Origin of the sequence: Paracidovorax anthurii, from assembly GCF_003269065.1 — a bacterium.
Classification (GTDB): Bacteria; Pseudomonadota; Gammaproteobacteria; order Burkholderiales; family Burkholderiaceae_C; genus Paracidovorax; species Paracidovorax anthurii.
Genome location: NZ_QLTA01000041.1, coordinates 39765 through 49275, shown reverse-complemented (window position 1 = coordinate 49275; position 9511 = coordinate 39765). Strand labels below are relative to the sequence as shown.

Annotated in this window: 11 protein-coding genes; all 11 read left to right on the top strand. The window is 57.8% G+C overall.

The window, feature by feature from the left end; translation table 11 throughout:
- Positions 1–302: transposase (locus AX018_RS17820; RefSeq protein ID WP_146749357.1), on the top strand; the 302-nt coding region annotated here is incomplete at its 5' end.
- Positions 303–442: 140 nt separating this feature from the next.
- The gene (locus tag AX018_RS25940) at positions 443–697 is read left to right on the top strand and encodes a DNA-binding protein (protein ID WP_111879980.1); all 255 of its coding nucleotides are present in this window, start codon (positions 443–445) and stop codon (positions 695–697) included.
- A gap of 239 nt (positions 698–936) precedes the next feature.
- A complete protein-coding gene (locus AX018_RS17810; RefSeq protein WP_170146293.1) occupies positions 937–1602 on the top strand; it encodes a TnsA endonuclease N-terminal domain-containing protein in 666 nt (221 codons plus the stop codon).
- Positions 1517–3544: a TnsB C-terminal domain-containing protein gene (locus tag AX018_RS17805; RefSeq protein ID WP_111879974.1), complete on the top strand. Its 2028-nt coding sequence runs from the start codon at positions 1517–1519 to the stop codon at positions 3542–3544. The genes AX018_RS17810 and AX018_RS17805 overlap by 86 nt, the downstream gene beginning before the upstream one ends.
- A 2-nt stretch (positions 3545–3546) precedes the next feature.
- The gene (locus tag AX018_RS17800; RefSeq protein WP_170146291.1) at positions 3547–4437 is read left to right on the top strand and encodes an ATP-binding protein; all 891 of its coding nucleotides are present in this window, start codon (positions 3547–3549) and stop codon (positions 4435–4437) included.
- On the top strand, positions 4434–5384 hold the full coding sequence (locus AX018_RS26025; RefSeq protein ID WP_111879968.1) for a TniQ family protein: 951 nt from the start codon (positions 4434–4436) through the stop codon (positions 5382–5384). Before AX018_RS17800 ends, AX018_RS26025 begins: the two co-directional genes overlap by 4 nt.
- A complete protein-coding gene (locus AX018_RS17790) occupies positions 5381–6394 on the top strand; it encodes a TniQ family protein (RefSeq protein ID WP_111879966.1) in 1014 nt (337 codons plus the stop codon). Before AX018_RS26025 ends, AX018_RS17790 begins: the two co-directional genes overlap by 4 nt.
- Before the next feature lie 169 nt (positions 6395–6563).
- Positions 6564–7247, top strand: coding sequence for a hypothetical protein (locus AX018_RS17785; RefSeq protein ID WP_245951651.1), 684 nt, complete (start codon positions 6564–6566; stop codon positions 7245–7247).
- A gap of 8 nt (positions 7248–7255) precedes the next feature.
- Positions 7256–7471 (top strand): antitoxin Xre/MbcA/ParS toxin-binding domain-containing protein, encoded by a 216-nt coding sequence (locus tag AX018_RS17780; RefSeq protein ID WP_111879960.1) that lies wholly within the window; start codon positions 7256–7258, stop codon positions 7469–7471.
- Positions 7472–7503: 32 nt separating this feature from the next.
- Positions 7504–8085 carry an HAD domain-containing protein gene (locus tag AX018_RS17775; RefSeq protein ID WP_111879958.1) on the top strand — a complete coding sequence of 194 codons (582 nt, stop codon included), beginning with the start codon at positions 7504–7506 and terminating at the stop codon, positions 8083–8085.
- Between the two features lie 873 nt (positions 8086–8958).
- Positions 8959–9348: a hypothetical protein gene (locus AX018_RS17770; protein WP_245951650.1), complete on the top strand. Its 390-nt coding sequence runs from the start codon at positions 8959–8961 to the stop codon at positions 9346–9348.
- The last annotated feature ends 163 nt before the right edge of the window (positions 9349–9511 follow it).

Genomic DNA, 9511 nt, shown 5'->3' with positions numbered 1-9511 from the left:
CCTTCAAGCGCTGCAAGCGCTCGCTGGGGCGGGTGCAAAGTGTGCTGACGGACAGCGGTTACACAGGCGAGCCCTTCGCGCAAGGCGTCAAGGACATCCTGGGTGAGCATGTGACGGTGCAGATCGCCAAGAGAAGCGAGTTGCACACCTTCAAGGTCATGCCCAAGCGCTGGGTGGTTGAGCGCAGCTTTGCTTGGCTGGACAAGAACCGGCGGCTATGGAAGAACTGTGAGCGATGGCTCAACACCAGCTTACAGTTCGTCCACTTGGCGTTTCTGGCTCTGCTACTCAGAAGATCGTAAACACGTTCTTAGACGAGACGGCAGGGTTTTGATTCATCAGCAAGTACGTCGAATAAATCGTGATCTATGCATTTTCTCAGGGACTATGCAGCGCCGCAACAAACCAAAACAATGCGGGTGTTTTTTAGCTATTACGGCACATGTCAACTGCTCATCTAGTGATCCAACCGGGCGCTGCAGCCTCGTTCCCAGATCACGACCACAAGTCTCTCCTGACCGAAGAGGGGGCTCGGGCCATGTTTAAAGCAAAGGGCGTGACTGTGGCCGAATGGGCTAGGGCGCGCGGGTTCAGCGTCGAACTGACACGGATGGTGCTCGCTGGAAAAAGAAAGTGCCTCCGTGGGCAATCACATCAAATTGCAGTAGCTCTTGGCATAAAGCCTGGCGTCGAATAGCCGACCAACGCGCAGGTCTTGATCGACCAATACACGTCTCAAAAGGAGAAAACACCCCCAGAAAGCAAAAACCGACCACCCCCTTCGGAATGATCGGCATCGCCGGCAACGAGTAGCGCCACCTAAGGATTGAGTCCCCTTGGTGTGAATCTACTCCTGCAGCTGCGATGACGTCAAGCTGCGCGCGCGACTTTTTTGTTGCGTGTGCGGCCAACCACACCCCCCTTGTAGGAGTCACCGTGACCAGAAAAGTCGTCAAACGCGCGCCGCATAGAGAAGTCGGCGTCATCAACGCAGCGTGGCTGCTCAATCACCCCGTCGAGCACGAATCGCACCTTGAGCGGCGCTTTGTGATTGCTGCTCTAGCCTGCCCTGTCGTCAAAGACATCATCCACCAGCCGCTCAACCTGCCTCTGTCAGGGGGCGACAAACCAGAGCGCTACACCCCCGATTTCAAAGTCGTCTTTAGCGACGGCGGAAGCGTCATCGTTGAAGTCAAGCCGGAGGTGTTTCTTCAAAAACATGAAGAAAAGCTCAAGCTTGCAGAACTGCTGCTGCGCGCAGACGGGCAGCGCTTTCTGGTCATCACTGACACGCTGATCGACAGCCAAGCGCTCGCTGCCCGCGCGCTTCTATTGATGCGGTATGGGCGGTTGCGCTTTACAGACGAGGAGGCTATGGAATGCCTGCAGACCATGCGCCGCGTTTGTGATGGCAATTCCTCCGTCAAGACACTGGTATCCCAGGGCCTTTCCGAGCCACTTGTCTGGAATCTAGTTGCTAGGCACAAATGCCGCGTCCCCGTGGACTTCACGGTCGATGCTGAGCAAGCCGTTTTCGTCGATCCTGTGGAAGGAGACAACCATGATTACTTTAAGTCGTGGTTTGGTATTGAGGCACGGTGATCGGCAGCTGGAGTTTGAGCGTGACCTGGGTGATGGGCGCGTTCAGTTCAAGTACCTGGACACTTTCGAGGTGTGCACTTTCAAGGTGTTCCGTCTTTTGAAGGACATCTACGAGGGGAAGCTCAAGCCGTCATCCATACCAGCAGCTCAACCTGGCCTTCCGCCGTCAGGGCACGCGCTGCCTGTCACCTGGAGCCCAAAGCAGCTGGAGCTCATCGACTTTCGGATGCGGTTCGTGAGCGCGGTGTTGAACCTGCCTTGCCGCAGCTATGCGCGCGGTCAGTGCGCAGCAGTTGCTGAGCAGACATGGGCCCAGCTCATGGACGCTGTGCGCAACGGCGATGCATCTGCACCTCGCCAAAAGTGCCCCTCTGGCGCCACGGTCGAGCTCTGGTTGCGCAAGTACCTTCATGCCGATCGCAATGCCTACGTGCTTGCTGATCGCCGCGCACTCATCGCGCGGCCAAAGCGCATTTCGGAAGCGGTGGACGAGATCGTCAACCAGGTCTTGGCCAAGAGCTATTTGTCACTGCGTGGCCCCTCGGTCAGAGCGGTGCATGGAGAAATCAAGCGGGCTGTCACGCAGCATAACCGCCAGCATGGAACGGATCTGACAGCACCCTCGGAGCGGACGCTGGATCGGAGGGTGGCAGACATACCTCCCTACATCCGCGACCGCAAACGCATTGGGGCAGCCTACGCCAAGAATCATTGGCGCTATAGCCTCCATGGCGACATGTGCACGCGCATCATGGAACGGGTGGAGGTCGACCACACCTTGCTGGACCTGTGGGTCATTGATCCGAGAACGGGTGTTCCGCTGGGGCGACCTTGGATCACACTCCTCATTGATCGCTACTCAGGCTACTTGCTCGGTCTGTACGTGAGTTTTTACGGGCCGTCTGCAGGCACCGTCGCCAGAGCGCTCAAGTTTGCGATTCTTCCCAAGGAAGAATTTGTGGAGGCGCTTGATGAACACCCTCTGCGGTGGACCGCGATGGGCGTTCCTGAACTCGTGGTGGTGGACAACGGCCTGGAGTTTCACTCGCTGCAGTTCAAGCGGATTGGCTGGGAACTGCGCTGCGACATGCTCTTCAATCCGGTCCGGCAGCCATGGTTCAAACCAGCAATCGAGCGGGCAATCAAGGAATCAAATCGGGTACTACCAGGCCACGGCCGTGTACACACCATCATTCCCAATGCGATAGCCCCAGATCCCTCCAAGACGGCCGCAATCATCTTTGATGACTTGTGCACGTGCCTCATCCAGTGGGCCTCTCAAACCTACCCCCTGAGCATCAATCCCAAGACACTCTGCAGGTCCTGGGACTTGTGGGAGGAGGATCGTCAGTCCTGCCCACCTGCGATGTTCCCCGAGCAGTTGTCGGGGCTGGACATCCTCTGTGGTCTCAATGCACACCGAACGGTGGACGGCGAGGGTGTGTTCTTCAAGTACCTGCGCTTCAATTCGGAGGAGCTGCAAGACTACCGGCGGCTGAAGCAAGAGAATTTCCGCACAGAGATCCGGTTCAATCCCGATGACCTCAGCAGCATCTTCGTGAATCTTCCCAAGGCGCAGTCATGGCTGAATGTGCCCCTGCAGCGACCTCTGTTCAATGACGGTTGTGGCTTGTCGCTGGTCCAACTGCAGATCGTGCGCGAGGAGGCCAAAAAGAAGCTGACCCGCGCAAACGCATACGAGGAGATGGAAAAGGCCATCTGGCGTCTTCGCGATAGCTGGGAGCAAGCAGCAACCCGTGGGCTTCGCGTTCGCAAAGACGCCAAGCTCATCCGCATGCAGGGACTGACCTCTGTGCCGGTCACCCCTTCTAGTCCACTCCTCCCTTCTTCTCAGGAGCCCACGATGCTCGTCAGTCCCGCGATGCAACAAGCGTTGCCCAAGGTCATGCCATTTCCGGCTTTTTCTCTGGAGGACGAATGACCATGAGTGACGACATGAACAAGTACTCGGGGCCACGATCTCCAGAGACCCTCAAGGTCGGTGAACAGGTGTTGAACGTGGTGGTGGATCATCAGGTCTTCAGACGCATTCGGGATGCTTGCAGAGACCTGATTCACACCATGCGAACGTTGCGTACTCCCAGCGGGATTCTGATCCTTGCTGAGCCTGGTATGGGGAAGACGCTGTTACTCGACCTGATAAACCGTGAATTCTCTAAGACGTCACAGCTGGAAGGCAACTGTCTTCAGGTTGCGCTAGACGATGCCGTGGATCAGCGCGGGATCGCGTCGGCGATGGCCCTCGCCTTGGGGTACCCGGCGCTGCCCTCACGCCCAACACTGGTGGCACTCAATCATATGGTCAGCGTTGGGCTGGAGCGCCGCCGTGCTGCGGCCCTCCTGATCGATGAGATGCAGCATGTGTGCGAGGGGCACAAGGACATCACAGCCAGGGCGGCTACCGATTGGTTGAAGGTTCGAATGGACATCTTCAACTTTCCGGTCATTGGGGCTGGAACCCGCGTGCTGGAGCGACTGACAGTAATCAATCCTCAGTTTGTGAGCAGGGCATCGGCCTCCTATGTGATTCACCCTTTTGCTTTTGACGATCAGTGGCGGCAACTTCTGGCTGCCTTTGCGCAGGCGGTGCAAGCAGTGGACCTCAGTATCGTAAACACCACGGCATGTCGAGCGCTTCATGTGGCGACCGGGGGCAACATGCGTATGCTCAAGCGTCTGCTGATGTACGCCTGTATGCATGCAGCCACCCAGCCTGAAAAGATCGTCACCCTGGAATCTTTATCCAAGGGGTTGCGGGACGCAAAAGGGGATGTGTCTGAGGCGAGTGACCCTTTCCAGCGCAGGCAATCATGAGCTTCACTGCCGATACCGGTACGAAACCTCTCAACGATATGTTTCGTCTATGGGCTGCAAAGCCGCCTTTAGCGGGGGAGAGTTGCGCCTCGTGGATTCAGCGTCTTTGCAGTGACCACCAGTACTCATTTCAGGTGATCGGACGAGTACTGGGTTATCGGCCATACGGAGGGGACTGGGATCGCGCTATGGATGCCGAGGTTTGGCAGCGCATCGTGAGATTGGTCACTTTCCCTGATCTCATGCACATTCATGGGGAAATGGCCCTGCTTGGGGCTATGTCACAGACCGGCAAGCTCGTATGTCGTTTGCGATTCGTGGACAACAAGCCAGCATACAGATGGTGTCCCACATGCTTTGCAGAAGATCAGATGCCCTATCTGCGGTGGTACTGGCGCCTGGATGGCATCCGTGAGTGTTGGGTGCATCAGAGCCCGCTGTGTGAGCGGTGCGATGTATGCGGCCAAGTGTTCTTGGTGCATCGGACGCGTTTGATCGGTCAGTCAGCCTCAGTATTGTCCGAGTGCGCGGTCTGTGGGATGAGTCTAACGTCGCCGATGGCGAACGACGGGAGCTATGACCGCGTGTTGCAGCGCAAACTCAAGTCCCTGTTCGCTCCGTGGTGGTCCAGTACTGGCACCCGCCGTATCGATGCGAGCATCGTACCCAGGTACCACTTCTTGATCGATGAACGCGTCCGGCTTGCAACGGTGCGTTTCGAAGCCAATGTGAGACGCCGACACGAATTGCTGAAGCAAGAAAAGTTCTGGGTCCTAGACGCGAGCTGCTTTAGGCAGGACGCTACGCTCAAAGTAGATAAAGACGTCGCGTTTCGGGCTCCGTGGCAATGGAAACTCAATCCGAGGCGTAGGCTGGCCGTAGCTGATGCTTTGAGGTTGATACGCGCTGAGCGGCGGGCCAAGAGCGAAGCAGAGGTCGAATCATGAGTATGTTGCAGCTACCACTGGATTGCGCTCAGCAACCTCTTCCGTTTCAGGACGAAATCTGGCCCGGAGAGTCCGGGCAGGGCTATGTGCTGAGGTTGGCTGCAAGAAACGGCTTGGGCGGTCTTGCTCGCGTCAAGTCAATGCTCGGCTGCTCGCGCTTTCAGACTCTGTACGCCCAAGATGCGCCCCAACTCGCTCACTGGTTCGGTGCGAGCGTGCAGCGATTGGCCTATGCGCTGGAGGCTGCTGATGGCGATAAACGCGTTGAAGGCGCTACCTACTCGGGGCACAAGCTGGGAAGGAGCTACTTCCTGAATCGCTCGCATCCTCGGGTGTGTCCCAACTGTGTTCATGAATTTGGCTACGGTCGGGCAGCATGGGATTTCACATTGACTGTGGCATGTGTCCGGCATCAGCGTTTGTTGATCGATAGGTGTCCTGCGTGTACTGTGCCGCTGAAGTGGACTCGGCCTGATCTCTGTTTGTGCGACTGCGGTTATCCCTGGCCGACGCTTGACTATCGTTTCGCTGCCACAGACGCTGAACTTTTTGTTGCGCAGCTCATAGATCTACGGATGGACGATCAAGAGCGTTTTGCGAGGGGTGAGTCCGCTTGGATTCTTCCCTCACGGAATGAGATGAATGCACTCGGGCAATTTATGAAAGATCTCAGCCTGGACGGAGTTTTTCGCACCCTTTTTGCATTCGCTACCGCTGCAGGTTATCAGGCTGACGCTCCCCTTGAGCGTCGTTTGCGCTCTGCAATGCCAAAGGCGCAGCAGACCATCGCGATGAGCATTGCTGTTGGCACCAAGCTCACACAGCAAAAGCGCTTCTCGCTGAAGTCCAGTCCCTCTGTTCTGCTCGATTTACTGAGGGAGGTCAGCGTGGAGTGTCCTGCGACAGCGATTGATATGAGCGTCGCCAAGTCACTCTTCGGAGTATTTCAGAGTGGCAAGCCGGCGAGGTCGCAGAAGCAAGTGTGGCAGTCGCAGCTTGTCTTGTTTTGAGCCGATTGACGCCGGTCAGGCATTTCAAGCGCTGTTTGTCGTTGCTGGAGTGTGAAGTTGAGTGGCTGCCCGCAACCGATTGCCCTTGGCCAGCATCGCCAGAGTTCACAGGATCTGCCGAGAACCGATATACAGAACATCCACTACCTTCTTGAGCAAACGCCCGCACATGAAAAATCCACACTATGAATGGCTGGGAAGACGCATGCGGGAATACCACCGCACGCACCCGTGGCGCCTGTCGGAAGGCGGCCTGTACATCCCCCATGCCTATTGGAACATGACGGAGACAAGCCTGTCGTACTGGGACGATGTGGGCTTCATCCTCAATGGACGACGCATCATCGTCTGGTGGCGACACCCTCGGGATCTCTATTGGGAGCAAGTCAAGTCGCAGGCCTGGGAAGAAGTCGGAGACGATCCCCAGGATAACTGGCTCTTTGAAGGTGGCACCAAGAACTACAAGAAGGTTGGAAAGACAGGCAGACGCAAGAAGCTGAGTAGCTACACCAGTCGCGAGCCTTCAGAGGCGCAGCGGCAGTACTACGCCAAACTGCTCGAAATTGAGAGGCGACTGTGCCAGGAGGGCATCGACCTGGAGGTTCGCCCTTCCTGGAAATGGGAGCGCCTGAGCTGGGCCATGGGGTTGAGCCTGGTGGCGCCGCTGGAAGTTCGAAACGAACGGGAAGTTGCCCAGTTGGCACACTTTGCACGCCAACTCATCCTGCAGAAAACCACGCTGGACAAGGAGTTCGCGGGCTTTGTGTACGACAAGGCACGCTGGCTGCACGATCAAAGTATCGCCCCCACCTCCTTCGATGCCGACATAGCCCCGCTTGCGGGCACGAATTGAGGTGGCTCATGGCTTTCAACGAAGACGTCACCTCCCTTCCCACGCTCGGGCAACGCATGATCGATGAATCAGGCAACCCGCAGGGCTTTGATGCGCGGGCCTGGCTGGACCACTGGGTGGAGAGCCCCATCCCCTCACTCGGTCGCAGGCGCCCCTTGGGTGTCCTGAAAGCGCCCGGCGGCCTGGACCTGCTCTTGCAGGCTCAATCCGGCACATTATCGTAAGCGCAGGCATCTTCCCGGTCGGCGAACAAGCCATGCCCCCCGAGCACCATCCCCTCTACGTTCCGGCATCCACGCCCCGCAGCGCCGACGTAATCCTCTACCTGGACCTCGATGGCGTGGTCCACCACGAGAAGGTGCTCTGGCATCCCGGCAAGGGCATTTACATGAGCCCCTACGAAGCCGCAGGGCACGCCTTGCTCGAATGGCTTCCCATCCTGGAACAAGCCCTGGAGCCCTACCCGGCAGTGGCCCTGGTGCTCAGCAGCACCTGGTGCATCCGTCCCGGGTACAGCGCCACGCTCAAACGCTTTCCGACGTCCTTGCGCTCCCGCTTCATAGGCGGGACGTACCACAAGCGGGTGCATGGCGTGGATCCCTGGAACCAAGCCATGTTTCGTGGGACACCCAGGGGGGTACAAATCCAGCAGGATGCCCAGCGCAGAAAGCCGCGCCACTGGATCGCGCTCGATGACGACCTCGAAGGCTGGCCAGCGGCGTATCGGCGCCACCTGATCGCCTGCGACGGCACGATGGGTCTGTCCGATCCCGGCGTTCAGCGGGAGCTCAAAGAACAGCTGCAGCGTTGCCATTCAACCCCGTCCACCCCTGGGTGATCTCCGTATGAAACTGCCCATTCTCTCCGCCCCATCGTGCAGGTGGACCATAAATCCATGGAGCGTCCAGCTTCGACCGACTGGAAGCGGCGATGGGGGGCACGCCGCACGCAGCTTGTTCGCAGTCATAGGGTTTCTGCAGCGCGAGGCGGGCGCCTCTTGCCAGTGGTCGTTGGGCCGCCGCCATGCTCCCTTAATGCCTCATAAGCACTGTGTGTTCCTGGACTGGAACATCACACAAGGATGGGTATGCCTCTGAATCAAAAAGCCGTCAAACGCCGTTCGGAACCTACTGGAACTACCTCTATAGATCGACACTACCGATTCGCTTTGCCAAGGGAGGTGGGCTGGAAGATTGGAACCCGGGTGTATTTCTCCCTCATCAAGAGTGTCAGTGCTCGAGGCAAGCCAAAAGGGATCGTTGTCAGCAAGACGCCGGGGCCAGTGTGGAAGGGGCGGTTGTTCTCTGGGCGAGTCCGGCGCAACGGCTTTGCCCCATTGGCCAGGGGGCGCAAAAAAATCGGCTGGCGCCGATTAAAAGGAGCATCAGTCTACTGAAGGAGAGCAAGCCCTGCTGTATCTCGACGTTGATATTGGGATCTCGACGCAGACGGGCTTGATGAACAGCTGTCGCGGCCAGAGCTATTGCAAGAATGAGTGGAGTGTGTGGTGCGCGCGGCCAGCAAGGACCCGAGATGCAGAATGCGGCTACGCCGAGCGCGAGATTTAACGGTTGGCGATGTAGAACTCGGGGTGCTGTATGCGGGACCTGGGCCGGTGGAGTTTGTGGAGTTGCCTGCGCCGCTTTGACGTATCCCGACTGCAGCGCACCAGCTACCGGTTGTAGGGTGCAACAGCCAGCAAGGAGTCGATATGACGATGGACCGTGCCAACTATCTAGGGGTGCCAGATGACTTTCCGGTGACGGCAACCGTGTCTGTTGTTGCGGGCGCTCAGCCCAAGATGAACCTCGTAGAGGAAGGCGGGAAGTTCTATGCTCCGGGCACATCGCCGGGTGAGGTTCTGGCGGCCTTCCAGACGTGTAACGATCTGGTCTCGCAGATGGTCTCGTACTGCCAGAGAAAACTCCCGACCTACGAAGGGAATCAGGATGCGACGGTGAAGGCTGCGCTGAAAGGCTTGTTGGCCAAGCGATGGTGCACCGATGCGCAGTGCGTATGGATCATGCGCAGGGTGGTGGATGAACTGCAGTGGACCGTGGGTGATGGTGCCTTGCAATCTGGCTACCCTGATGCCATCTGAAATCGCGATGGGCGGGTTTCCGTGCTATGTGCGGTTACTTTCGCTTGAGGGGAACTTCGCGAAACGTTTCTGGCTATGGCAGGACGTTGGATGAACTAAAAACAGCACTGACGCCGAGAGATCGGGCCTGTGGCGCGAGTCCGGCACGCGTTGCGCGAGGAGC